The sequence below is a fragment of the Brevundimonas sp. Bb-A genome (assembly GCF_009394735.1).
In the GTDB taxonomy this organism is placed as follows: Bacteria; Pseudomonadota; Alphaproteobacteria; order Caulobacterales; family Caulobacteraceae; genus Brevundimonas; species Brevundimonas aurantiaca.
The window spans coordinates 1,035,630-1,060,431 of sequence record NZ_CP045456.1 but is presented as its reverse complement, the minus strand read 5'-3'; the positions used below and the strand labels follow the sequence as shown (position 1 = coordinate 1,060,431).

The window sequence follows — 24,802 nt, the reverse complement described above, 5'->3', positions numbered from 1 at the left end:
CACATCGGAAAGGTGCGACAGGCCGGCCGGTTCCGCGCGGAAACGCCCGCAGCCCTGCGGCGTTAGGTCACCGAACCCAAGGCGAGGAACGCACCATGGCCGCAAGACCCACCTGGCAGGGGCATCTGAAACTGTCGCTGGTGACCTGTCCGGTCGCCCTCTACACCGCCACCGCCTCCAACGCCCACGTCAGCTTCCACCTGATCAATCCCGAGACCAACAACCGCATCCGCATGGTGCCGACCGACCCGGACACCGGCCCGATCGAACGGTCGGATCTGGTCAAGGGCTATGAGGTGGCCAAGGACGAATATGTCCTGTTCGACGACGCTGACTTCGACAAGGTCAAGCTGGAGACCACCCGCACCATCTGCATCGACAGCTTCGTGGACGAGGACGAGATCGACCGTCTGTACTGGGACGACCCCTTCTATGTGGTGCCCGAAAAGGGCGTGGGGGCCGAGGCCTTCGCCGTCATCCGCGACGCGATGAAGTCGGCGGGCAAGATCGCCATTGGGACCCTGGTCCTGCGCGGGCGGGAACGGCAGCTGGCCCTGGAGGTGCGCGGCAAGGGGCTGGTGGCCTATTCCCTGCGGGCGCATGACGAGGTGCGGCCCGCCGAGGACTATTTCGACGACATTCCCTCGGTCAAGGCGGACAAGGACATGGTCGAGATCGCCAGCCGGATCATCGCCCAGAAGGAGACGGACTTCGACCCGACCGACTTCAAGGACCGCTATGACGAGGCCCTTCGCGAGATGGTCAAGGCCAAGCAGAAGGGCGGCAAGTCGGTGGTCGAGGCGCCCGAGCCCGACGACACCAATGTGATCGACCTGATGGAGGCTCTGCGCAACAGCCTCAAGGGCTCCGCGACCAGCGCCAAGCCGAAGAAAAAGGCCCCCTCCAAGAAGAAGCCGGCGAGGCGCAAGACGGCGGCGTGATGGGACGGGGTTATAGTGATTAGTGCTGGTGATTAGTGCTAGTGAGGAAGAGGTGGGCTGGGCGCGAACACTCCCACTGCTCATGCCTTACTCACTAGCAATAGCACTAATCACCAGCACTAATCACCGGCACCGCCCCTCTAAAGCCCCATCGCCTTCAGCACGGGCCGCAAGCTGACCTCGCCGGCCCTGAAGTCCTTCCACGCATCGGGCTTCTTCAGCAGGGCCGGGGCGTCGTGAAGGGTGAAGGCCCGGGGGTCCAGGCCCGCCTTGACCTGCCCCCAGGACAGGGGGAAGGCGATGCCTGCGCCCGGCCGCGCCCGCACCGACCAGGGGGCGACCGCCGTCGCCATCCGACCGTTCCTCAGATAGTCGATGAAGATCTTTCCGCCGCGCGCCTTCTTGGCCAGGGTGGTGGTGAACCGGTCGGGATCGGCGCGGCGCACCTCTTCGGCCACGGCCTTGGCGAAGGCCTTGCACCGGTCCCATTCGATCCGGCTGCGGCCGTCCGAGCGGATCGGAACCACGACATGCAGCCCCTTGCCGCCGGTCGTCTTGACGAAGGGGTTCAGCCCCTTGGCCTCCAGCGTCTTTCGCACCGTCTTGGCCGCCGCAATGACCGCTTCGAAATCCAACCCCTCGTCGGGATCGAGGTCGAAGGTGACCTGTTCGGGCGTCTCCGGATCGCCGGGCCGACAGCCCCAGGGGTGCAGCTCCAGCCCGCCTGACTGGGCGACGGCGACCAGGCCCCCGACGTCGATCACGGCGACATAGGGTTTGCGCTCATGCACGTCGATCAGCTTCAGCCGCGGGTTCGACCCCGGCATGGCGTGGCGCTGGAAAAAGGTCTCGCCCTCGATCCCGTCGGGCGCGCGGATGATCGACACCGGCCGGTCGGCGACATGGGGCAATATCCGTTCGGCCGCCCGTTCATAGTAGCGGGCCAGGTCCGTCTTGGTGATGGCCGGCCGCCCCCCGGCGGCGGGCCACAGCACCTTGTCCGGGCTGGACAGGGTGACGCCGGCGACGACCACCTTGTCCTTGCCCGTTCGGCGCGGCGTGGGCGCGGCCTTCTCCGCCTGTTTCGGCCCAGGCGATTGCGGCTCATCGACCACCTCCTGAGCCCGCTTGTCCTCGCGCAGCCCCTTGAAGGCGGCATGACGCAGCGACCCGCCTTCGGTCAGACCGCCGTGTTCCAGCTCGGCCACCAGAACCGGCCGCACCCAGTGGATGTCCTTGCCGCCGCGCGGCGCCCCCTTGCCGACGAAGGGCGAGGTCTCGGCCGCCGCCGCCTTCAGCGCGGGCAGCAGGGTCTTCAGCAGCGGGGCGGAATAGCCGGTCCCGACCCGGCCGAGGTAACGCAGCCCCTCCTCCTCCGCCACGCCGACCAGGAGGGAGCGAAAGCGCGTCCCGCCCTCCGACGACCAGCCGCCGATGACGACCTCATCCCTGCCCCGGCATTTGGACTTGACCCAGGTCGAGGACCGGCCCGGCTGATAGGGGGCGTTCAGCGTCTTGGAGATCACCCCCTCCAGATCCATTCGGCAGGCGCTGTCCAGAACCGCCTGGCCGGTGGAGGCGAAGTGATCGACATAGCGCACCCTCCCCCGCGCCTTGGCCGGGATCCGGTCGATCAGGGCCTGGAGCCGCGCCTTCCGGTGCGACAGCGGCAGGGCCGTCAGATCGTCCCGCCCCTCCTTCAGCAGGTCGAAGGCGAAATAGACCAGGTCCTGGGTCTTTCCGTCGGCGATGGCGGCCTGAAGGGCGGAAAAGTCCGGCGTGTGGTCCTCGGTCAGGGCGCACAGTTCGCCGTCCACCACCCCGTCGGGCCACTGGGCCGCATCGGCCGCCAGTTCGGGAAAGCGGTCGGTCCAGTCATGGCCTCGACGGGTGTAGAGGCGCGCCTGCCCGCCGCCGACGGCGATCTGGATGCGATAGCCGTCGAACTTGATCTCATGCACCCAGCCGGCGCCCCCGGGCGGATGGTCCGCCACCTTGCACAGCTGGATCGGCTGGAAGGCGGGGGGCTGGGCCAGGTCGGCTTCGCGCGGCTTGGCCTTCGGCGGCTTGGGGCCCTTGCGCGCCACGGGGCGAGAGGCGGTCCATTGGGTCTTGCCCTCTGCGATCTCGGCCAGGCTCCGGCCGCTGGCGACGGAGGCGTCGATCTCCATATTGGCGTCGCCCTCGCCGGGCACGGCCGCCTCGTCCTTCTCCTTGATCAGCAGCCAGTTGTTGCGTTTGGACGGCTTGCCGCGATCGGACTTCAGCCGCACCAGGGCCCAGCCGCCGCTCAGCCGCTCGCCGTGCAGGATCATCTTCAGCGAGCCGCGCTTCAGCGCCGCCTCTATGTCGGGCTCCTGCGGCTCCCATTCGCCCCGGTCCCACAGCTGGACGGTCCCGGCGCCGTAGTTGCCGGACGGGATGGTCCCCTCGAACGTCCCATAGGCCAGGGGGTGGTCCTCCACCTCCACCGCCAGTCGTTTGACGGACGGATCGCGCGACGGCGCCTTGGTGACGGCCCAGGACTTCAGGACCCCGTCATGTTCGATGCGGAAGTCGTAGTGCAGCCGGGTGGCCGCATGGCGCTGGATCAGATAGGTCAGCCGGCCCTTGCGTCCGGCCTTGGTCTTTCCCGCCGGTTCGGGGGTGCGGGTGAAGTCGCGCTTGGCCCGATAGGCTTCCAATCCGTTCGCCATGCCGCCGCCTCGCCCGTCTTCGTCCCTGGTCGGACGACAACGTGCGTGGGGCGAAAACGATCACCCGGCCCTCAGGCGACCCTCAGACGGTTTCGTTGGCCGAGGCGGCGGCTTGCAGGGCGCCCCATCCCGACAGAAGAAGGACGCTGACGTCGTCGGCCCAGGGCGCCCCCTCTTCAGACACCGACAGGGCCATCTGAAGCAGGGCCGAGACCATGCCGGCCCTGTCGCAGCCGTCCGGCATGACAGGGCTCAGATCGCGCTCATCGACCTCATCGGCCAGCCAGGCCGCCACGCCGTACGGGGGCCAGGAGGCGTCTGCGGCCGGGATCTCAAGCTGCGGCGATCGCATCGAAAGCCTCGTCGGCGGGACGGCTGCGGTCCGGCGGCAGCAGATTGTCCAGGTCCAGCAGGCTGAGCATGGCGCCGTCCACCGCGAAGATTCCGGCGACGACCCCACCCTGGCCATGGCCCATGTCCGGCGTCGCCTGGCGGTCGGCGTCGTCCAGTTGGACGATGTCGGACACTCCCTCGACCAGCAGGCCCACGGTCCGCCCGCCGCAGTTGGCGACCATGATGGCGTGACGCGCTGAGGGTTCAGTCGTCGGCAGGCCCAGGCGCGCGGCCAGGTCGATGATCGGCAGGACGCTGCCGCGCAGATTGACCACCCCCTTCATATAATGGGGCGACTGGGGCACGGGCGTCGCGGGGGTCCAGCCCCGGATCTCCAGCACCGAGGTGATGTCGATGCAGAAGGCTTGGTCCCCGACCCGGAAGCCGACCATCTCACGACGGCCGGCGCCGGCGCGGTTGACGGAAAAGGCGTCGGTTTGAGTATGCGCCATGGACATCAGAAGGCCTCCCATTCGGAGTGAACGGCGGCCTGTCGGCCTCCGCCCGCGGCGAGTTTCAGTCGGGGCGCAGGGCGGTCGGCCGCGAAGGCGGCGATCCGGCCATGGGCCTCTTGCAGCGGCGCAGGTCGGCTGGAGCCGCCGTCCTGGCTGGTGGTGAACCGGCCGACCAGCTGGGCCAGTTCGGCGGCCTCGCGGCTCAGGGCCACGCTGGCGGCCGTCGACTCCTCGACCATGGCCGCATTCTGCTGGGTCACCTGGTCCATTTCATTGACGGCGGTGTTGACCTCGGCCAGGCCGACCGCCTGTTCCTGGGTCGATCCGCGAATCTCGCTCATCAGCTGAGTGACTTCGACGATCCGGCCGGCGATGCCGGTCAGGGCCTCGCCGGTTTCACGCACAAGGACGACGCCGGATTTGACCTGGGCGCCGCTGGCGGAGATCAGGGTCTTGATCTCCTTGGCCGAGTCCGCCGACCGCTGAGCCAGGGCCCGCACCTCTGAGGCCACGACCGCAAAGCCCCGCCCGGCCTCGCCGGCGCGCGCCGCCTCCACTCCGGCGTTAAGCGCCAGAAGGTTGGTCTGGAAGGCGATCTCGTCGATGACGCCGATAATCTGACTGATCTGGTCGGACGAGCGTTCGATCTCGCCCATGGCGTCCACCGCCCGTTGGACCACGGCGCCGCCCGTTTCGGCCTGGGCGCGGGTCTGGCTGACCACCTTGTCGGCCTCCTGGGCGTTCTCGGCCGTCCGGCGGACGGTGGCCGTGATCTGATCCAGGGCGGCCGCCGTCTCTTCCAGGCTGGCCGCCTGACGTTCAGTGCGACGGGACAGATCTTCGGCCGCTGAACTGATTTCCTTGGCGCCGGACTGCATGGTCTCGGCGTTGCCGCCGATGACGGCGATCGCCTGGTCCAGCGCCGCCATGGCGCGGTTGAAGTTCTCGCGCAGAGCGGCGTACTCGCCCGGAAAATCCTCTTCGATCCGATAGGACAGATCGCCCGAGGCCATGGCCGACAGGCCCTGGCCCGTATTTCGCACCACCATGGCCTGAACGGCCGCCGCCTGACGATCAGCCTCGGCGCGGCGTTCGCGCTCCTCTTCGACGGCGGTGACGTCAATGGCGAACTTGACCACCTTATAGGGCTTGCCGTTCACGTCGAAGATCGGATTGTACGACGCCTCGATCACCGCCCGCTTGCCGTTCTTGCCGTAACGGACGAACTTGTCGGCGACGAATTCCCCGGCGTTCAGCCGTTTCCAGAACTCGGCATAGGCCGGCGAGCCGGCCTCGGCCGGATCGACGAACATCCGGTGATGCCGGCCTTTGATCTCGGACAGTTCATAGCCGAGCACCGCAAGGAAGTTGGCGTTGGCGTCGAGCACCACGCCGTCGAGATCGAACTCGATCACCGCCTGAGACAAATGAACGGCCGCGACGACGGCGCGAAGCTCCAAGAGCTCCTCGCTTTCCGCCTGCGGTCGATTGAACAGCTTACGCATTCGGGTGGCTTTCTCTTCTTTGCCGCCTTTTCCCAGACCCACATTACCGCTTCGCTATACGATGCTTCGCGCCCGAAGCTTTTACAACCTTGGTCGATGCCGCTACGCCACTGCCAGTTTAACTTCGTTTATAAGTAAAAGTACTAGTATCCCCGTAAAACACAGCGATGTTGGGTTCAGATAAACATTCCGTACACTTTCCAGTAATGAGTGAGCACTAACGCTGCAGCCAAAGGGCGACGAACGCCCGCAGCATCGAGAGCGGATATGTGGGCCAAGGGGAAAAAGCCGGCGAGCGGCATGCTGGAAACGGCTGTAGAGGCTCTTCGCACCAACATCATGTTGGCCGACAAGGACCTGAACATCACCTATCTGAACCCGGCGGTTCGCAATCTTCTGCAAGAGGCGGAAGCCGAGCTACGGTCAGACCTGCCCAACTTCAGCGTCGATCGGCTGGTCGGCTCCAACATCGACGTCTTCCACAAGAACCCGGCCCACCAGCGGCGGATGCTGGCGACTTTGAGCGAACCCCATTCGGCCACCATCCGGGTCGGGGGTCGCGCCTTCGACCTGTTGGTCACGCCGCTGAAACAGGGCGGCAAGGCCGCCGGTTTCGTCGTGGAATGGGCGGACGCCCGCTATCGGCTCGCCAGCGAGGACTATGCGGCCCAGATCGAGGCCATCGGCCGATCTCAGGCCATGATCGAATTCACCCTGGACGGGACCATCGTCAACGCCAACCGCCTGTTCCTGGACGCCATGGGCTATCGGCTCGAAGAGATCGTCGGGCGCAAACACGCCATCTTCGCCGAGCCGGCCTATCGCGACAGTCCTGAGTACAGCCAGTTCTGGGCCGCCCTGTCGTCCGGCCAGTTCCAGTCCGGCGAGTTCCGGCGCGTCCGCAAGGACGGCGGGGCCGTCATCATCCAGGGCTCCTACAACCCCATCGTCAATCCGGACGGCAAGGTGGCCAAGGTGGTCAAGGTCGCCGTGGACGTGACCCGTCGAGTCGAGGCGGTGGAACAGATCGGCGACGCCCTGACCGCCCTGGCCCAGGGCGACCTGGAGCGCCGCATCACCACGGCCTTCATCCCGGAACTGGACAAGCTGAGAACCGACTTCAACGCGGCCGTCGACGCCTTGCAGGCGACGATGAAAAGCGTCGGCGAGACGGCGGGCGCCATCCGTTCCGGCGCCGACGAGATTGGCGTGGCCTCCGACGACCTGTCGCGCCGCACCGAACAGCAGGCCGCCAGTCTGGAGGAGACCGCCGCGGCTCTGGATCAGCTGACCGCCACCGTCCAACGCAGCGCCGCCAACGCCCAGCAGGCCGCGACCGTCGCCGCCGGGGCGCGCGGCGACGCCGAACGGTCCGGCGCCGTCATGGAAGAAGCGATCGGCGCCATGGCCGAGATCGAGCGCTCCTCTGGCGAAATCAACCAGATCATCGGCGTCATCGACGAAATCGCCTTCCAGACCAATCTTTTGGCCCTGAACGCCGGGGTCGAGGCGGCGCGCGCGGGCGAGGCCGGCCGCGGCTTCGCGGTCGTGGCGTCTGAAGTTAGAGCCCTGGCCCAGCGGTCGGCTGAGGCGGCGAAAGAGATCAAGGGTCTGATCGCCGGCAGCACCAGTCAGGTGGGCAAGGGGGTGAAACTGGTCGGCGAAACCAGCCAGGCCCTGGCCGTCATCGTGGACCGGGTCGCCGAGATCGACGGCCTGATCACCGAAATCGCCACCTCGGCGCGCGAACAGTCGACCGGCCTGGCCGAGGTCAACACCGCCGTGAACCAGATGGACCAGGTCACCCAGCAGAATGCGGCGATGGTGGAGGAGTCGACAGCCGCCTCCCATTCGCTTCGCCAGGAGACCGAGAACCTCGCCTCGATGATCGGGCGGTTCCGCCTGGGCGCCGGATCAAACGTGCTCGCCGCCGCTCGCCCCGCCTCGCCGCCCCGTCCCGCGCCGGTGAAGCTGGCCGCCGTCGCCGGCCGTCAGACCGCCGCCGCCCAGAGCGCCGAGGCGGACTGGGAAGAGTTCTAGAACCCGACCGTTTGGCCGGCGCCGCGCAGCGGTTCCGGCCAAAGCGTCAGTCAAGCGCTCGCTTGGATTTTCAGCCGATCAGGCCCTGGGACCGGACGCAGCGGGCGGGCGTCGACGCGGGGCCGGCTTGAGCTTGCGCCCCTCCTGCTCAGACAGCCGTTCGACCGCCGCGCCGATCTTTTCGAGCGTTCTCTGGGTCACGGCCAAGTCTTCGGCCCCGACGGACTCGAGAATCTGCTCCTGAACGCAGGACAGGCACTTAGACCAGACGTCATGGGCCGACCGTCCCTCGGCGGTGATCTGCAACAGATGCGCCCGTCGGTCGCCGATCAGGGTCTGACGGCTCACCAACCCCGCCGACAGCAGGGCGGCCGTGCGGGTAGACATGACCGCCTCTGACACAGCCAAAAGGTCGGCGGCCTCGCGCTGGGTCAGGCCGGCAGGCCGGTTCTGCAACAGCGTCAGCACGGCCAACTGGCCGACGCCGAAGCCGGCTTCGGCCAAAACCTCGTCCAGGTGGGCGGCCCACCGCCGCGCCAGGATCGCAACCGTCAGCCCCAGGGTGTTGCCGGCGTCGCCCTTGCCGCCGTGGCCGCAGTTCGCGTCCGGGCCATGACCTGCGCAGGTCGTAGGATCGCCACAGACGAGGGGTCGATCTTCTGGCGCGGCGAGTCGGGCGCCGTCGTGCATGTCAGGTTTCCTCCTAGCCTGACAGTTTCACCCAAAGACCCTGCACGCAATAAGGATTTTCCCGAGTGGGCGGGGTATGTAATCGTCAACAGACATTGTCGGGCCAAGTTAAGGCTGTCGTGGGATAAGCCCGGCCACGCCTGAATGATGGGCGATCGGCAAGACCCTGTCCCAGGTTAAAGCCGCCACCGCAAGGCCGCGCAACATGACGGTGTCACCACAGGCGCCGCTCATGAGACGCTATAAAAATAACAGACTAGGCATCCCGCAGAACCTGGATACCCTTCAGCGGTCAGGGTCAGCGTGTTGGGTCAATCGCGCAGTCGCTTGTCCCCCGGTCGCCATTGCAGTCGCCGCGCTCGTCTACGACACTCAATGCACCCTCGCGGCTGCCTGGCGTCTCATACGAGGCGAGATAGGCGACGAGACCCTGGATTTCCTGAACGGTCGCTGTTTGCGTGGTCGGAGCGACCGGGACCGCCGTGATCGTCAAGCTGTTGCCGATGAATGTGAGTTGGTAGTTCGCCGAGGCCGCAAGGCTTCCCTGGGTGATGGCGTAGGCGCCTGGCGCCTCGCCTGGGGACCGTGTAAGCGCGCCGGTCAGCGCATCGCCGGTTACAAGACTGCCGGTAGTGACGGCGTAGGTTAGCGCGGGATCCGGCGCGCCCTGGGTTTTGGAAACCGCGTCGGCGGACACGGTGATCGACCGTCGAAGGATGGTCGCAAGAGTCGATGCGGGCACGGTGAGAGTATAGTTGCCAGCATCGGCGCCGGTCAGGCCGACGCCGCTGACCGTCACGGTCTTTCCGGTTCCGGCGTTGGCGTCGGTGAAGGCGAAGGATCCGGCGGTGGCGCCGACGCTGTCACCGCCGAGCACGCCGTTCAATGTCACCGTTCCCGCGGCCGCCGTCGTGCCGTCATAGGTCTTGTTAGACGCAGACACATTGGCGGTGATCGCACGCTGAAGGATGTCGGCCAGGGCCGTAGCGGGGATGGTCACGGTGTAGTTGCCCGCATCCGCCCCCGTCAGACCGACGCCGCTGACCGTCACCGTCTTGCCGGTTGCGGCGTTGCGGTCGGCGAAGGTCCAGGTTCCCGCCGTCGTGCCGACCGTATCGCCGCTGACGACGCCCGACAGGGCGACCGAGCCGGAACCGGCGGTCGTGCCGTCATAGGTCTTGTTCGAGGCGGTCAGGGTGACGGTCAGACTGCGCTGAAGAATGTCGGCCAGGGCCGTGGCGGGAATGGTTACGGTGTAGTTGCCCGCATCCGCCCCCGTCAGACCGACGCCGCTCACCGTCACCGTCTTGCCGGTTCCGGCGTTGCGGTCGGCGAAGGTCCAGGTTCCCCCCGTCGCGCCGACCGTATCGCCGCTGACTACCCCCGACAGGGCGACCGAGCCGGAGCCCGCCGTCGTGCCGTCATAGGTCTTGTTCGAGGCCGTCAGGGTGGCGGTCAGACTGCGCTGAAGGATGTCGGCCAGGGCCGTGGCGGGAATGGTTACGGTGTAGTTGCCCGCATCCGCCCCCGTCAGACCGACGCCGCTCACCGTCACCGTCTTGCCGGTTCCGGCGTTGCGGTCGGCGAAGGTCCAGGTTCCCCCCGTCGCGCCGACCGTATCGCCGCTGACTACCCCCGACAGGGCGACCGAGCCGGAGCCCGCCGTCGTGCCGTCATAGGTCTTGTTCGAGGCCGTCAGGGTGGCGGTCAGACTGCGCTGAAGAATGTCGGCCAGGGCCGTGGCGGGAATGGTCACCGTGTAGTTGCCCGCATCCGCCCCCGTCAGACCGACGCCGCTGACCGTCACCGTCTTGCCGGTTCCGGCGTTGCGGTCGGCGAAGGTCCAGGTTCCCGCCGTCGCGCCGACCGTATCGCCGCTGACGACGCCCGACAGGGCGACCGAGCCGGAACCGGCGGTCGTGCCGTCATAGGTCTTGTTCGAGGCGGTCAGGGCGCTCGTCAGGGCCTTGGGCGTGACGGTGATCTGGCCGGTGTTGCTGAAGGCGAAGGCGTAGCCGCTGTTGCTGGTGAGCGTGCCCTGCGCGGCGGTGACGGCATAGGGGCCGCCGGCGACGGAGGCGCGCTCCGCTGATCCGGTAGAGCTGATCGCAGCTGCCCCGCTGAAGGCCGTCGCCGCCGTATCGGCCAGGAAGGCCCCCGCCACGCCCGGATGATAGCCGCTGACGGTGTAAAGGGCGCCCACCGAACCCGTCAGATCGGTCCCATAAACCTTGCTCGTGGAAAGGGTAGTGACCGTCAAAGTGGGTTGGGCGGCGAAGACGTAGCGGTTGCCGCTCAGACCCGCCGGCGCTCGTGTCGCCAAGGTTCCGTTCCAGAGGGCCGTGGAGCCGCTGTCCAAACCGCCGAAGGTGCTGGAGTTCGGAGACGCCGCATAAATCGTCCACTTGCCCGAGGCGGCAAGCGCAGAAGAGCCCGACTGGTTGATGAAGTCGCCGTCGGTGGAAAGGACGATGTCGCGCCCGCTTGCGATCCCCGAGGGGCTGAACGACAAGGCTCCTCCGGTGGTGCGGACCAAGATGTCGCCGGCGCCGGCGTTGACGCCGCCCGTCACCGTCAGCCCACCCTCATCAACGAGCGAAAAGCCGTTGGCCGTAAAGACGTCGAGATCGCGAACACGGTTGACGGCCGCCGTCAGATCGGTGGCCCCGCCTGATCCCCCCATCAGATTACCCGTGATCCGGCCCAGGGCGCTCTGGCTGATCGTTCCGCCGGCATGGAGCGAAACCGTGGAGGTTCCTGCATCGAGCGCCGCGTTGAGCACGATGTCCGAACTCGCCCCGCTCGCCGACAGGGTGATTCCGCTGGCGGTGATCGGCGCCTGCGCCGTCAAGTCGCCCGTGGTGGTCAGCGAGACCCCGGTGGCTCCGCCGTTGAGCGCGCCGCTGACCGTCAGGCCGCCTGTATCGACCAGGCTCAAACCGTTCGCGGTGGACGCGCCCAGGGCGCCGATCGCATTGGCCGCACCATTCAAGGTCACCCCGTTGATCGCCGAGATCGTCAGGACTCCCGCCGTCAGGGCTCCGGCGGTCTGAGAAATTCCGTCGCTGGACGTCAGGCTGAGAACCCCGTCCGCTCCGGTCTCGGTCAGATCGCCGCCGAGCTGGAGCGACTGCCCCGACAGATAGAGGCCGTTGCCTGCGGTGAGCGTCCCCACCACGTTGACGGCGCCGCCGTTCTCGGCGGTGATGCGAAGTTCATCCGGCGCGCTGAGCCCGCCCAGGGTTACGCCGAAGGCCATGTCCTGAATGATGAACTTGCCGATCCCTGAAGCCGCGTTGAGGAAGACCGGCGAAAAAGCGGCGCCTCCGGTCCAGTCCGGCGCCTTTAGGGTATAGTTCTGACCCACCTCGACCGAGACGGAAACAGTGGTCAAATTGCCTGACTCCAGCCGCACGCTTCCGGTGGGGACTGAGATAAGGTCGTTGATGATCACTTCATCGGACGCAATCACGTTCAGATCACCCCCGGAAACCGTGGCGGCGCCGATTGTCACATCCCCTGCGGGAGCCCCCGTCGGTGTTTGCAACACCCCTCCGGCGATGAAGTGGCGACTGAAGGACTCCTCTCCCGCTGAGTAAAGCACGACGTCGCCATCGACGAACTCCACTGCGTCAGCCGCCGAACCGCCCAACAGAATGGAGCCGAGACCGCCGTTGTAGCCGGCGGCGATCAGATAGGTGCGTCCTCCGGCGGCAGCCGACGCGGTGTCGAAGCGCGCTTGGGACCCGACGCTGATTGCGGTGTTCTTGTCGGTACCCGTTGCGACGGTGAGCGCAAGATAGGCGTCGAGATCGCCGTCGAAGACGAGCGTCGCGTCACGCGCGGCGATCAGGGCGATGCTGCCGCTGGCGGTCGCGCTGCCTGAGAAGTTGATTTCGGGGCCCACCACGGTCACCGCGCCGGCGGCGGCGTTCAGCGCCGCGCCCCCGTTCACCGCGACGGAGCCGCCCACGCCGGTGAAGTTGAAACTGCTGTCGTTGCCAAAGATATCGGCGTCGGTCAGCCCTAGAGACGACAACAACAGTCCGCCGACGTTGAGAACCGCGGTCCCTCCCACCGCTACGCCGGAGGAATCGAGAAACCAGACCTGGCCGTTGCTGTTGACGGCGCCGTTGATGATCGTGCCGCCTCCGCCCAGAACCCGATTGACGGCAATGCTCGTCGAGCCGCTCTGGTTGAAGTTCAGCGTGTCGCCGGGCGCCAGATTGAAACCGTTCCAGTTCAAAAGCGTCCGCGAGCCGCTCAAAGTGATGGTCGAGGTGTCGGCGCCGCCGGTGTTGGACGCCGCGCCCGAGAAGACGGTCGCCGATCCCGATCCGTTATAGGTGTTGGAGACGGTTCCGGCGGCCGTGCTTCCACCGCCGGCTGCGATCTGGGCCGAGGCCGGCGCCGCCAACGCCAGCAAAAGTGCGACGGGGGCCGCGGCGCTCAGAAGAAGCGAGACGCGACGACGAGCGGCGTGAGCGTTGTTCATGGCGAGCCTCAACGGAACGAGAAGGTGGTGGAGAGCGACAGCAGCAGCCGATCCTTCGGCCGGACCGCGCCGGGGAACGGCGCGTTCTGCGGCGCCGCATAGACCAGGCTGACCTGCCCCCTGCGTGTGCGGGCGCGCACCCCGGCGCCGACGGACCAAGGCCGGCTGTCGTAGCCGAAGGCGTCCTGGTTCCACAGCTTGGCCGCATCGACGAAGCCGAAGACGGTCCAGACCGCCTGGGCGGACGCCGCCTCCCAGCCCGCCTCGATCTGGGTCGCCAGGGCCCGATCGCCGGACGCCGCTCCCGGATCAAAGCCCCGGCCTACGGTGTAGGATCCCACCTGGAACTCTTCATAGGCCGGCAGCGGATCCGGCGCCCACTGCCCCAGCAAAGCCGCCGCCGCATAGAGGCCGCGTCCCGGCGACAGGACGACGTCCTTGCGGATCGAGGCTTGACCTCGAACCGAGGTGAAGTCCGGCCGCCCTTCGGGCCGCGACAACAAGGGATCGCCGGCTTCGCTGGCGCCGAAAGCCTCCAGACCTTTGCGCAACTCGGCTTGGAACCCGCCTTGAAGCCCCGGCGTCTGCCTCGGCCGCCAGGTGGCGACGACCTCGGCGGAAAGGACCCGCAGGCTTTCCTCGAACAGGGCGGTCGCATCGCCGTTCGGCTGGCGGAAGGCGCCCAGATCGTTCTTCTGATCCACCCACTCCAACCGGGCGCCCACATCCATACGCAGGGGCCGAGTGAGGACGACCGGATACTGGACGCCGAGTCGGCCGACGGTCGAGCGTCCCTCTAACTCTAGCGGCGCCAGGGCGCCGCCGGGCTCGGATTCGCTGTAGGCCACATCGCCCAGAACGGTCAGGCCGGAGGCTCCAATACGGAATTCCTCCAGCAGTTGGACCACTCGTTGATCGCCTTCCAAACCCGAGAACAGGATCAGGCTGGTGCGCTCGGCGAAGGCGGTGAAGCTGTTGGCGTCAAGGCGGATTGAGGCGCCCTCGCGCCCGACTTCTTCTGAACCGAAGTTCTGGCCGCTCAGGGTGACGTCCAGCTTCCGCCGAGGGGCGAAGGCCGCCACGGCTTCCAGACCATTGGCTTCGCCCGTCTCCGCGCGACGGATGCTGAAAGACGGGTCGGCGCCGGGAATGTCGCGAACCAAGAGAAAGGCGCGTTCGACTTCGCGCCAGCGCGTCGCCCGTTTCGTCTCCAGGGTGCCGAGATAGTCGGCGGCGATGGCGGCCGCAGGGCCCAGTTTGTCGGCGTCAATCACGGAGGCGCTGACCACTCGACCTTCGGTCACGGCGATCACCAGGACGCCGCCCGTCATCCGCTGTTGGGGCAGATCCACCCGCACCAGGGCTTCGCCCTCAGCACCGTACAGGGCGGCGACGCGGTCCCGAGCGACGCAGAGCACCGACAGATCGCTGTCCTTACCGATCAGATCCGCCACCGCGTTTTGAATCTCGGCGTCGGAGATCAGGCTGGCGCCCTGCGCCTCGATCCGCGTCAGGGTCGTGCGACCTTGACCTGTGAAGGGGCATTGTCCGGGCTGGTACAAGGTTGTTGGATCAACGACCGGTGCGGCCAGCGGGCGCGCCTGACGCGCCGGATCGATCTCTTCGCGGGTCTGGCCGGGGACGACCTGGGCCGAGGCGACGCCTGCACCTAAGAATAGCGCGACGGCCAGGGTCGATGCGCCTCCCATGATTCGCCAAGAGGCGCCGCGCCTTGCAATACCACCCATCACGCCTGCCCTCTCCCCAACCGCCGTAGGGCGGCGATCCAGTCCTTGTTCGCTGAACTAGACTCCCTCAGTCTTGTCTGCATCTACAATCTTGTAGAGGTTCCGTCGGTCCAGGACATTCGGACAGAAGGGAAGACGCACGGATGAATCAGCATTCGCTCGCCGGCTCAGAGCTTCTAGCGTGACCGAAGAGGATGTCGCGGCGGCGACCGCCGCCTTCCAGGGCGTGGGTTTGGGGGACCGGACCTGGGTGGAGGCGCTGGAAGGCCTGGCCAGGCTGACCGGTTCAAAGGGCGGCGAACTGATCGGCCTGGGTCGAGAGGCGGCGGTGCCGTTCAACTGGATGACGGGCTTGCCGCCGGAAGCCTCCGCCGAGTTCGTGACGGCGGGCGGCGGCGACCCGCGCGTGAACTCGCGCGTTCGAATCGGCATGGCGGCGCCCGAGATGGCGGTGCTCGACGAAACGGCCTTCACCAGCGCGCAGGACGCCGCGCGCTTTCCGGAATACGGCGCCTGGTTGCGTCGGCATGATCTGGCCTTCGCCTGCCTGTCCCCGCTGCTGCGCCAGGACGACCTGCTGGTGGGTCTGGCGCTGATGCGGAGCGAGTCTCAGGGCAATGTGACAGTGGAACAGCGTCGGGCCTTCGCAACCGTCGTTCCTCACGTCCGCGCCGCCGTCCGGACCCAGATCGCCCTGGACGCGCGAGGATTGAACCTCGCCCTGGGGCTTCTAGATACGCTTTCAAACGCCATCCTCATCTGTGACGGGCACGGTCGAGTCCTGGCGCTCTCCCCCGCCGCTGAGGCGATGGCGACTTCGGGCGAGATCCTACGCGTGACGCGCGGCATGGCGGCCGGCGCTCGCGATGCGGACACCGCCGCCCTTCGCACCGCGATCGCTGCGGCGGCGGCGAGCACCGGCGGCCTCCGGCCGCCGCCCCGACCCGTCGTGCTGCGCGACGCCAGAGGAGACCGGCCGACCCTTGCCGAAGTCTGCGCCGCACCTGGAGACTATGCCCTGAGGTTCGGGGCCGCGGCCCTGGTGGTCATTCGCCCGCCGCGACAGGAGGAGACGCGCCTTGTCGCCGCAACACGCAGCCTGTTTCACCTGACCAGGGCAGAGGCGGAAGTCGCCGCCAAACTAGCCGCCGGAATGGGACCCCAAGCAATTGCCGAAGCCAACGGCGTCGCCGTCGGAACGGTACGCACACACGTACGCCGCATATTCGAGAAATGCGGCGTGCGGAGCCAACTGGAACTCGTGGCGCTTCTGGCGCGACTTTAATGACGACGACTATGTCGGCATCCCCATCCTGGCGACCGGCGAAGTCGGAGCGCCGGATCGCGACCGCGCTGGCGATCCGTTGCGACTGGCTGTTCTGAAGCCCCGCGCGTGGCGCCGTGAACGCCTGACGCCCGCCCGCGTTCGTCAGTGAGCTTCAGGATCAAAGGTTCGCTATGACGGACTACACCCTCTATTATTGGTCCCTGCCCTTTCGGGGGCAGTTCGTTCGCGCGGTTCTGGCCTATTCCGGCAAGACTTGGCGGGAGCCCGACGACAGAGAGATTTCCCGCTTGATGGAGGGGCCGGTCCGCGCCATGCCAGTGCCCTTCATGGCGCCGCCGGTTCTTATCGACGAACAGAATAAGGTCGCGCTATCCCAAATGCCGGCCATTCTCCTCTATCTCGGCGAAACTCTCGATTTGCTGCCGGCAACGCCCGGGGCTCGGGCTTTGACGCTCAAGATCATCAATGACGCCAATGATCTGATCGACGAACTCACGCTCGACGGCGGCCGTCAGATGTGGACAAACCCGCGATGGGCCGACTTCGAGCCGCGTCTGAGAAAATGGATGTCCCTCTGGGAGGAGACCGGCCGACGTCACGGCCTAACGGGGACCTCCGGCTTTTTGCTCGGCAGCGCAAACCCACAGATGGCGGATCTTGTGACAGCGACGCTCTGGGCCACCCTGGCCGACCGGTTCCAGCCCCTCGAGGACTTGATCAGGGATGCCGCACCGATGACAGCGGCCCTGTCCAGCAGGGTGGCCGCCCTCTCGCCCTTGGCCGACTTGGCCAATAAGGCGCGGTCAGATTACGGGGACACCTGGAGCGGCGGAAATATCGAGGCTTCGCTCCGCAAGGTCTTGAGCGCCCGTCAATAGCCAGATTGAGGGATCACGGCGCCCTTCACATCCGCGAAGTCGCCATGATGCCTAAGAGTAACAGGGTCAGTATCGGCAAAGGGCGTCGAGACGGGCTCTGGGCGTCGAGAGCCCGAGACCTTCTCAAACAGGAAGGACGAAAACCCGTTCATATCCTGTCTGACCATCTGTGGTGGGGAAGACCAGAAACTCCTCGCCGGCAGAGTTGATCAAGTCTCGTGCTATCTCGTTGAAGGCTGAATCCTGCCCCTCCTTGCGGACAAGGATAAGCCTTCCCCGTCTTGCTCGCGGCGGAAGGCGGGGTGCTCGCGGCTGATGCTGTCCAGATGAACTCCCATTGCCCGACTTCATGGCGACCCCGGCAGGACTCCAACCTGCGACCTCGGCTTTAGGAAAGCCTTGCTCTATGCAGCTGAGCTACGGGGCCCGCAGGGGTGAACTAGCGGGTCGGGGCGGAGGGGGGAAGACGGTGGGTGCGGCGAACTGCATTTTCTTGGCCGCGTCGTCGGAGCCGCCCGAACTCGGTTGTGGTTAATCTGTCTTAAGATACAATATCTTGGGGTGAACAAAGGCTGAATCGGCGCGAGTCCGCGATTCGGTCCTGATTCGTTTCGCCCCTGTTCCGCCGGCTGCGGATCGCGCTTTAACCGGGCGCGGGCGTGCGGTCCACGACGGCCCGCAGGCCGGCCAGCAGGGTCGAATTGGCGTCCGAGGCGGCGCCCCCCTCGCCCAGGATCAGCGACAGGGCGTGGACATGGACGTCGATCGAGGGCCAGGACCAGGCCTCGGCCGCCGACATCCGGCTGACGACCTCGCACAGGCTGTAGGCGGCCTCGTAGAAGGCCGGCATGTCGAGAAAACCCGCCGTATCCACCAGGACGGAGGCGATGGCGTAGAGCTCGGCCTCCGGGGCGGCGGGCCGACCGGCGCAGAAGGCCGCCAAGGCCTGGACCTTGTCCTGGATCACCCGCAGGGTTTCCTCCCGGCGCCCCTCCAGTCCCTGTTCGGCGGCGGCGACGGCGGCCTCGATATCTATGCCGCCGGGGCGCGCCATCTGCCGCTGAAGCGAGGTGGTGATGTCGCGAATCCGCACGGCGGGCTTTGAGACATCCTGAGAAACGGCTTTGGAGGCGGCGGTCACAGGTTCACCTTCATCGGCTTCAACAGCATGTCGATATCGTCCTGGTTCATGTTTTCGCCGACCGCCTCGCCGACCTCGCCCGACAGGTCGGTGCTGCGGCGGCCGTCTTCGCCGGGCGGCGGGCCGTAGTTGTGGACGCGCCGATCCGGCCCGACATAGTTTTCGGCCTCGATGAACTGGCGCTTCTGGGCGCCCAGCCAGACGATGCGGCGCAGGAGGACCGACGGCGTCAGGGGTTTGGCGACGATGAAGCTGGCGCCGCAGTCGCGGCCGCGCGCGACTCGCGCCTGGGCGGCGTGGCCCAGGATCATGATCACGGGTGTGAAACGGGCCGGCTCGGGCGCCTCGCGCCTCAGCCAGGTGACGAAGTCGTAGCCGTCCATCTCCGGCATGGCGCAATCGACCAGGATCAGGTCCACCGCCCGACGACGCAGCAGTTCGACCGCCTCCTTGGCGGACGGACATTTCAGCTGTTCGCGCACTCCGAACCCCTGGACGATCGAGCTGAGCAGATCCAGCGACGTCGGCTGGTCATCGACCAGCAGCAGGGTGGAATGCGCCAGATTGACCTTATCGGGCGCCTTGGTCACGGCGTTAGAATAGGGTCAGATCGCCCGAATCGGGCGGAGCCGAGACCTTGACGCCGGCGGCGGGCCGCAGCCGCACCGCCATGTCGGCCAGGGAGATGCGGCTGACGGACTCGGCCGGGGTGGCCCCGTCGCCCAGCATACGCAGGACGCCGGACAGGGCCTCCAGCCGCTGGGTCAGGGCGTCCAGGGCCTGGGCCTCGGTCAGGGCCTCGGCCCGATCCTCGGCCGGGGCGCGGCGCACCAGACGGCTGACCAGGGCCTCGACATGGTCGATCCCCTCGCGCACCCGTGTCAGCTCGTCGGCGACGGCGACCAGCAGTTCGGCGTGTTCGGGAGGGGCGTGCATCAGAACAGCTCCAGGGCGCCGGTATCGACCGGAGGCGGGGCGACGGGCGCGGGCCGCGGCGCCACAGTGTCGGTCACGGCGCGTTGCAGAGCCTTGCCGGTCACGGGCCAGTAGTGGACCCGGCGCCCGCCGTCTCCGCGCAGGCTGCCGCCGACGACCGGAATGCCTTCGTCACGCAGGAATTTCTCGGCGAAATCGGCGTTGGAGCGACCCACGTCGCGCAGGGAGTCGAACATGCGGCCGCCGCCGAACAGCTTGGCCTCCAGCCGATCGCGCCGGCCGCCCGCCTTCAGCACGTCGTTGATCAGCAGTTCCATGGCGTAGGCGCCGTAGCGGCGGCCCGCGTCGGTGCCGGCGCCGGACCCTTCGGGCAGCAGGAAGTGGTTCATGCCGCCCACCCCGGCGACCGGATCGCGCAGACACATGGCGACGCAGGAGCCCAGAATGGTGCTGAGCACCACATTGGGATCGCGCGTGACATGGTGTTCGCCCTGTCCGACGTGCAGACGCTTTTCTTGCGTGTCCTTCAGGGCGGAAAAGGTCATGTCAGGGCGCCGAAGACGGCTTCCATCTTGCCCTTCAGCTGGGCCACGGTGAAAGGCTTAACCAGGTAATTGTTGACGCCGAACTGGACCGCGCGCTGGACCAGCTCGCGATCTGCCCGACCCGTCAGCATGATGAAGGCGGTCTTGGAGGTCGGGGGGTGGGCGCGCACGGCGCGCAGCAGGCCCAGGCCGTCCAGATTGGGCATGTTGTAGTCGGAAATGATCAGATGGGCCGGCTTGGCGATGATGTCGCGCAGGGCGATTTCGCCGTCGGCGGCTTCGCGGATCTCGCGCACGCCGAGCTGTTGCAGGCTGGTGCGGACCAGAGAGCGCATCGTCATCTGATCGTCGACGACCAGGCAGTGAAGTGAGGCGGCGGCGGGCATGAGTAAGGCTCCCGGTGTCAGGCGACGGACCGTGCGGCCGGATCGGCGCACAGATCAAGGATGGCTGGGGCCAGGCGGTGCAGCGGCAGTTGCCGCTCCACAGCGCCCAGTTCGAAGGCGGCCTTGGGCATGCCATAGACGACCGAGGTGGTTTCGTCCTGACCCAGGGTGCGGCCGCCCGCATCGCGGATGGCCTTCAGCCCCTTGGCGCCGTCCTTGCCCATGCCGGTCAGGATCACGCCGGTCATGGGCCGTTTCAGACGGACGACGGAATCGAACATCACGTCCACAGACGGACGGTGGCCGTTGACGGGTTCGCTGTTCACCAGGCGGCAGCGCGGCGACAGGCCCGGCGTCAGCTCCAGGTGCGCGGCGCCGCCGGGCGCCAGATAGATGTGGCCGGGCTTCAGCGGCGCGCCGTCCACGGCCTCGCTGACCGCCGGGGCGCAGACCCGGTCCAGGCGCGCCGCGAAGCTGGAGGTGAAGGTCGCCGGCATGTGCTGGGTGATGACCGTCGCCGGGCAGTTGGCGGGAAAGCCGCTCAAGACCGTCAGCAGGGCCTCGACCCCGCCGGTGGAGGAGCCGATGGCCAGGACGTGATTGGGCGCGGGGCGATAGGCGCTGGGGGCGGCGGCGGCGGCGGGCACGTCGCCGCGGGCGCGAACCCGCGACCGGGCCGCCGTCTTCACCTTGCCGATCAGTTCGTGGAAGGCCTCGGCGCTGGCCACGGCCGGCTTGGCGACCGCGTCCACCGCCCCGATCTCCAGCGCCGCCAGGGTCACGTCCGTGCCCGCTGCGGTCAGGGTCGAGACCATCACCACCGGCATGGGGCGCAGCCGCATGATCTTATCCAGGAACTCCAGCCCGTTCATATTGGGCATTTCGACGTCCAGCGTGAGGACGTCGGGATTCAGCTCCTTGATGGCCGTGCGGGCCTCCAGCGGATCGGCGGCGGTGCCGACGACTTCGATTTCGGGGTCCGACTTCAGGGCGGCCGAGATCAGGCCGCGCATGGTCAGGCTGTCGTCCACGATCAGGACTTTGACGCGATCGGCCATCAGGCGGCTCCCAGGCGGTAGGTGGTCAGGCCGGCGGTCTGCAGCTGGCGGCTCGCCGGGCCGGACACGCGCTCGGAATGACCGATGTAGAGGGTGGCGCCGGGGTTCATCAGCGGGGTGAACCGGCTCCAGATCCGCTCCTGCGTCGGATCGTCGAAATAGATGACCACGTTGCGGCAGAAGATGACGTCGAACCGGCCCTTCATCGGCCAGTCGCCGATCAGGTTCAGTTCGCGGAAGGTGACCAGCCGCTTCAGCTGCGGCCCCGCCACCCAGTTTCCACGATCCGCGCGGTTGAAATATTTGCGCCACAGGGTCGCCGGCGCCGGCTCCAGCGCCTCTTCGGAATAGACCCCGTCATAGCCCTGGGCCACCATATTGGGGTCGATGTCCGTCGCCAGGATGCGCACGTCCAGGTCCGCCGCCTCGGGCAGGACCGACAGCACCGTCAGGGCCATCGAATAGGGCTCCTGCCCGTTCGAACAGGCGGCCGACCACAGCCGCACCCGGCCCCCGGCGCGGGCGCGCGCGGCCAGGTCGGGCATGACGCGGTCGCGCAGATCGTCGAAATGATGCGGCTCGCGATAGAAGCGGGTGACGTTGGTCGTCAGGGCCGCCGTCATCTTCTGACGCTCGTCCACGCCGTCGGCGCCCTCGACCAGGGCGCAATAGTCCCGGAAGCTGGTCAGGCCCAGGGTCCGCAGCCGTTTGGCCAGGCGCGAATAGACCAACGCGGCCTTGCCCTCGTTCAGGGCGATGCCGGCGTGGGCATGCAGCATCTGGGCGATTTGACGGAAGTCGTCGGCGGTGAAGACGAACTCGCCTTCGACGATCGACCCCCGTCCCGGGGCGGGGTTCATGCGGCTTCGGCCTCGACCTGGGGCAGGATGTGGTCCAGTTCGATCAGGCTGATCATCCGCCCGTCGATCGAGAAGATGCCTTTGACGAAGGTCTTGACCTGGTCGCTGGCGACGTCGGGCGTCGGCTGAACCGCGGCGTCGTTCATCTCCAGAATGTCGGACACGGCGTCGACCAGCAGCCCCACCATGCGGCCGCCGATATGGGCCACCATGATGACGTGGCGGGCGGTCGGCTCGGACGTCTCAAGCCCGAACCGGGCGCCCAGGTCGATGATCGGCAGGACGGTGCCGCGCAGATTGATCACCCCCTTCATATAGCCGGGCGAGCGCGGCAGGGGGGTTGCGGGCGTCCAGCCGCGGATTTCGCGCACCGACATGATGTCGACGCAGAATTCCTGCCGGCCGATGCGGAAGGCGATGAGTTCGCGCTGGGTGTCGTTGGCTTCTGTCATGGGTCAGCTCGCGAGCTTGAAGTCGGATCGGGGAGATTTGCGGCGCATGTCGGTGACAAGGACGTCGACGTCGAGGATCAGGGCCACACGGCCGTCGCCCAGGATGGTGGCGGCGGCGACGCCCTCGACCTGGCGGTAGTTGGTCTCCAGGCTCTTGATCACCACCTGGCGCTGGCCCTGGATGGCGTCGAACAGCAGGGCCGCCTGCTGGCCGCCTTCGGTCTCGACCACCACGGCGACGCCTTCGGAAGGGACCATCGGCGTCTCGCGGAAGCCCATGGTCAGGGCCACGTCGATCAGCGGCAGGAAGCGATCGCGGAAGCGGATCACCGGATCGAGCCCGCCGACATAGTGCAGGTCGCTTTCCTGCGGCGTCAGGCTTTCGACGATGGCCGGCAGAGGGGCGATCAGGGTCTGGTCGGCGGCCGTCACCACCATGCCGTCCAGAACCGCCAAGGTCAGCGGCAGGCTGAGGGTGAAGGTCGAGCCCTTGCCGGGGACCGAACTGATCGAGATGCGGCCGCCCAGGGCCTGGATCGACCGCCTGACCACGTCCATCCCCACGCCCCGACCCGAGATGTCGGACACCACGGCGGCGGTGGAGAAGCCGGGCAGGAAGATCAGATTGTCGATCTGTTCGTCGGTCAGGGCGGCGTCGGCGGCGATCAGCCCCTTGTCCACCGCAATCTTCTTGACCCGTTCGCGATTGATGCCGCGGCCGTCGTCGGCGATTTCGATGACGATCCGGCCCGAGCGGTGCAGGGCCGCGAGGCGCACCGTACCCTCGGCCGGCTTGCCGGCGGCGATCCGCTCCTCCGGCGTCTCCAGCCCGTGGTCGATGGCGTTGCGCAGCATATGGGTGATCGGCTCGGCCAGGCGTTCGACCACGGTCTTGTCGACCTCGGTGTCTTCGCCGGAGGTGACCAGACGGACCTGTTTGGAGACCATGTCGGCGACTTCGCGGACCAGGCGCGGCATGCGCTGGAACACCGACTTCACCGGCTGGGCGCGGATGGCCATGACGCTGTCCTGGATCTCGCGCGTCAAAAGCTCCAGATCTTCCATCCCAAGCGCGATGCCCGAAGAGCGGGCCAGGCCGCTTTCCAGCACGCGCTGGGACAGCATGGCCTGCTGGATGACCAGTTCGCCGACGACGTTGATCAGGCGATCGACCCGATCCAGGTCGACGCGGATGGTGACCGGCGCCGGCGCCACGGGGGTGGCGACCTGGGCGGGGGGAATGGGGGCGGCGGCCGGGGCCGGTGCGGGCTCAGGCGCGGAGACCTGGGCGGCGACCGGCGCAGGCGCGGCCGGCTCGGGCGTGACCGACTGGGGCGCGACAGACTGGGGCGCGGGGGCCGGCGCCGGAGCGGCGGCGGGCGTTTCGGGCGCGGCGCCTGCAGCGGCCTTGGCCAGAAGGGCGGCGATGTCCAGATCGTCGCTGGCGGGCAGGACGGCCGGCGGCTCTTCCTCGAAGACCAGGGCCGGGGCGCCGCCCAGCGGGGTGATGGTCAGGTCGCAGTCGGCCTCGACGAAGTCGAACACTTCCCGCACGGCCTTTTCGTCGACATCGGCGACCAGGTCGATCGTCCAGGTCAGATAGCCGTCCTCGGCGACCAGCACGTCCAGGGTCGGCAGGGCGGCCTCGTCCACAGAGACGGTGATGGGGCCCAGCCGGCCCACTTCGCGCAGCAGCAGACCCGCCTCATTGGCGCTGCCGTACATGCGGCCGTGCGGCTTGAAGACGATGCGCCAGCCGGGCTGGCCCGCGGGCGCCGCATCCGCAGCGGTAGCCTCGACCGCCAGCGCCGGGTCGTCCAGCGGCGCGTCGAAGGCCATGGGGGTGAAGCCGAAGTCGTCTTCCTCCTCCTCTTCGACGGCGGGCGGCGCCTCGCCGCCGTGGGTCAGAAGCTCCAGCTCCTGGACCAGGCCGGCCGAACGCTCTTCGTCCACCGGAGGAGCCAGGCCCTGGGCGGCCTGGATGTGGTCGGCCAGCACGTCAGAGGCCCGCAGCAGGGTCTTGATCGTGACCGCGTCGCAGGGTTTGCGGCCGCCCCGCAGCTCGTCCATCAAGGTCTCAAAGACGTGGGCGAACCGGACCAGAGCCTCCAGGCCGAACGCCCCCGCCCCGCCCTTGACCGAGTGAACGGCGCGGAAGACGGCGTTGATCGTCTCCAGGTCGGTCTGACCCTGCTCCAACAGCATCAGCTTCGATTCCAGTTCGGCGAGCAGTTCGTCGCACTCCTGGAAGAAGGTGGCTTTGATGGCTTCGAAGGCGTCCATGGCTGTTGGCCC

At 67.4% G+C, this 24,802-nt stretch carries 20 protein-coding genes and 1 tRNA gene; 4 read left to right on the top strand and 17 right to left on the bottom strand.

What is annotated here, in order from left to right; genetic code table 11:
- Positions 1–95: 95 nt before the first annotated feature.
- Entirely contained in the window at positions 96–941 is an 846-nt protein-coding gene (locus tag BSP_RS05255) for a Ku protein (protein WP_152949534.1), read from the top strand.
- A 140-nt stretch (positions 942–1,081) separates the two neighbouring features.
- Here the strand turns inward: BSP_RS05255 and ligD are convergent, their stop codons facing one another.
- From ligD to BSP_RS05235, 4 genes are all read right to left on the bottom strand, one after another.
- Positions 1,082–3,637, bottom strand: coding sequence for a DNA ligase D (gene ligD, locus BSP_RS05250; protein WP_152949533.1), 2,556 nt, complete (start codon positions 3,635–3,637; stop codon positions 1,082–1,084).
- Between the two features lie 82 nt (positions 3,638–3,719).
- Positions 3,720–3,989 carry a hypothetical protein gene (locus tag BSP_RS05245; protein WP_152949532.1) on the bottom strand — a complete coding sequence of 90 codons (270 nt, stop codon included), beginning with the start codon at positions 3,987–3,989 and terminating at the stop codon, positions 3,720–3,722.
- Positions 3,970–4,482, bottom strand: coding sequence for a chemotaxis protein CheW (locus tag BSP_RS05240; protein WP_054766834.1), 513 nt, complete (start codon positions 4,480–4,482; stop codon positions 3,970–3,972). Before BSP_RS05240 ends, BSP_RS05245 begins: the two co-directional genes overlap by 20 nt.
- A 5-nt stretch (positions 4,483–4,487) precedes the next feature.
- Positions 4,488–5,990 (bottom strand): PAS domain-containing methyl-accepting chemotaxis protein, encoded by a 1,503-nt coding sequence (locus BSP_RS05235; protein WP_152949531.1) that lies wholly within the window; start codon positions 5,988–5,990, stop codon positions 4,488–4,490.
- Positions 5,991–6,290: 300 nt separating this feature from the next.
- On the opposite strand from BSP_RS05235, the gene BSP_RS05230 reads away from it, so the two are divergent.
- On the top strand, positions 6,291–8,030 hold the full coding sequence (locus BSP_RS05230) for a methyl-accepting chemotaxis protein (protein ID WP_227976048.1): 1,740 nt from the start codon (positions 6,291–6,293) through the stop codon (positions 8,028–8,030).
- A gap of 78 nt (positions 8,031–8,108) precedes the next feature.
- On the opposite strand, the gene BSP_RS05225 is transcribed toward BSP_RS05230, so the two are convergent.
- The 3 genes from BSP_RS05225 to BSP_RS05215 form a co-directional block, all read right to left on the bottom strand.
- The gene (locus BSP_RS05225; protein WP_054764770.1) at positions 8,109–8,720 is read right to left on the bottom strand and encodes a MarR family winged helix-turn-helix transcriptional regulator; all 612 of its coding nucleotides are present in this window, start codon (positions 8,718–8,720) and stop codon (positions 8,109–8,111) included.
- Positions 8,721–9,018: 298 nt separating this feature from the next.
- Positions 9,019–13,215 (bottom strand): S-layer family protein, encoded by a 4,197-nt coding sequence (locus BSP_RS05220; protein ID WP_152949529.1) that lies wholly within the window; start codon positions 13,213–13,215, stop codon positions 9,019–9,021.
- Between the two features lie 8 nt (positions 13,216–13,223).
- Positions 13,224–14,924: a ShlB/FhaC/HecB family hemolysin secretion/activation protein gene (locus tag BSP_RS05215; protein ID WP_194167003.1), complete on the bottom strand. Its 1,701-nt coding sequence runs from the start codon at positions 14,922–14,924 to the stop codon at positions 13,224–13,226.
- Positions 14,925–15,144: 220 nt separating this feature from the next.
- Here BSP_RS05215 and BSP_RS05210 point away from each other — a divergent pair, with 220 nt between their 5' ends.
- Complete coding sequence (locus BSP_RS05210; RefSeq protein ID WP_152949527.1) at positions 15,145–16,248, top strand: helix-turn-helix transcriptional regulator; 1,104 nt, start codon at positions 15,145–15,147, stop codon at positions 16,246–16,248.
- A gap of 173 nt (positions 16,249–16,421) precedes the next feature.
- Positions 16,422–17,129: a glutathione S-transferase gene (locus tag BSP_RS05205; RefSeq protein WP_152949526.1), complete on the top strand. Its 708-nt coding sequence runs from the start codon at positions 16,422–16,424 to the stop codon at positions 17,127–17,129.
- Positions 17,130–17,479: 350 nt separating this feature from the next.
- On the opposite strand, the gene BSP_RS05200 is transcribed toward BSP_RS05205, so the two are convergent.
- The 10 genes from BSP_RS05200 to BSP_RS05155 form a co-directional block, all read right to left on the bottom strand.
- Positions 17,480–17,556: transfer RNA gene (locus BSP_RS05200), tRNA-Arg, on the bottom strand.
- 216 nt (positions 17,557–17,772) lie between these two features.
- Positions 17,773–18,222 (bottom strand): hypothetical protein, encoded by a 450-nt coding sequence (locus BSP_RS05195; RefSeq protein WP_227976047.1) that lies wholly within the window; start codon positions 18,220–18,222, stop codon positions 17,773–17,775.
- Between the two features lie 44 nt (positions 18,223–18,266).
- Positions 18,267–18,860, bottom strand: a complete 594-nt coding sequence (locus BSP_RS05190) for a response regulator (protein WP_152949524.1) — start codon at positions 18,858–18,860, stop codon at positions 18,267–18,269.
- A gap of 4 nt (positions 18,861–18,864) precedes the next feature.
- Positions 18,865–19,206, bottom strand: coding sequence for a hypothetical protein (locus BSP_RS05185; RefSeq protein WP_054764763.1), 342 nt, complete (start codon positions 19,204–19,206; stop codon positions 18,865–18,867).
- A complete protein-coding gene (locus BSP_RS05180; RefSeq protein WP_054764762.1) occupies positions 19,206–19,751 on the bottom strand; it encodes a chemotaxis protein CheD in 546 nt (181 codons plus the stop codon). Before BSP_RS05180 ends, BSP_RS05185 begins: the two co-directional genes overlap by 1 nt.
- Positions 19,748–20,137 carry a response regulator gene (locus tag BSP_RS05175; RefSeq protein WP_054764761.1) on the bottom strand — a complete coding sequence of 130 codons (390 nt, stop codon included), beginning with the start codon at positions 20,135–20,137 and terminating at the stop codon, positions 19,748–19,750. Before BSP_RS05175 ends, BSP_RS05180 begins: the two co-directional genes overlap by 4 nt.
- Before the next feature lie 17 nt (positions 20,138–20,154).
- Positions 20,155–21,195, bottom strand: a complete 1,041-nt coding sequence (locus tag BSP_RS05170) for a chemotaxis response regulator protein-glutamate methylesterase (RefSeq protein ID WP_152949523.1) — start codon at positions 21,193–21,195, stop codon at positions 20,155–20,157.
- Positions 21,195–22,055, bottom strand: a complete 861-nt coding sequence (locus BSP_RS05165) for a protein-glutamate O-methyltransferase CheR (protein ID WP_054764759.1) — start codon at positions 22,053–22,055, stop codon at positions 21,195–21,197. Before BSP_RS05165 ends, BSP_RS05170 begins: the two co-directional genes overlap by 1 nt.
- The gene (locus BSP_RS05160; RefSeq protein WP_054764758.1) at positions 22,052–22,507 is read right to left on the bottom strand and encodes a chemotaxis protein CheW; all 456 of its coding nucleotides are present in this window, start codon (positions 22,505–22,507) and stop codon (positions 22,052–22,054) included. Before BSP_RS05160 ends, BSP_RS05165 begins: the two co-directional genes overlap by 4 nt.
- A gap of 3 nt (positions 22,508–22,510) precedes the next feature.
- On the bottom strand, positions 22,511–24,790 hold the full coding sequence (locus BSP_RS05155; protein ID WP_152949522.1) for a chemotaxis protein CheA: 2,280 nt from the start codon (positions 24,788–24,790) through the stop codon (positions 22,511–22,513).
- Positions 24,791–24,802: the final 12 nt, after the last annotated feature.